General features: G+C 63.4%; 1 protein-coding gene. It reads left to right on the forward strand.

Annotated features, from left to right (window positions below; translation table 11 throughout):
• Window positions 1–20: 20 nt before the first annotated feature.
• On the forward strand, window positions 21–527 hold a 507-nt coding region (gene gpM, locus QCE79_RS39510; RefSeq protein ID WP_309851821.1), incomplete at its 3' end, for a phage terminase small subunit.

Raw genomic sequence — 527 nt, forward strand, 5'->3', positions numbered from 1 at the left:
TCAGGCGGATTAAGCGCGCCATGGAACGAGACACGCCGATTTCCCGTCATCTGAAGCAGATCGCGGCGCTGCGCACGTCGAACGTATCGGTCAGCGCAGGTCGGCAACAGGCCCGCGCGCAAGACCTGATGCGCGCGAAACTCGCGGCCGATCAGATGCGCCTGAAGGATACGCGCTCGATGGCACGCAAGATCGAGATCAAGCGCGAAGTCTTGCCGGACTACGCCCCATACATCGCTCAAGCGCTGTCGAGCGACGAAGGCGGCCAAGACGATGTACTGGTGACGGTGATGGTCTGGATGATCGACGCCGGCGACTGGCGCGGCGCACTCGACGTTGCCGCCTATGCAATCCGTCATGGGTTGCAGATGCCCGCCACGTTCGAGCGCACGCTTGCGGCGACGGTGGCCGAAGGATTCGCCGACGCGCAGGGCGTCGACGCGGACATGCTCGCCGAAGTGATTGCGCTGGTTGCGCCGTTCGATATGGTCGACCAGATCAAGGCGAAGCTCAACAAGGCATACGGG

It is taken from the genome of Caballeronia sp. LZ003, from assembly GCF_031451465.1.
Taxonomy (GTDB): domain Bacteria; phylum Pseudomonadota; class Gammaproteobacteria; order Burkholderiales; family Burkholderiaceae; genus Caballeronia.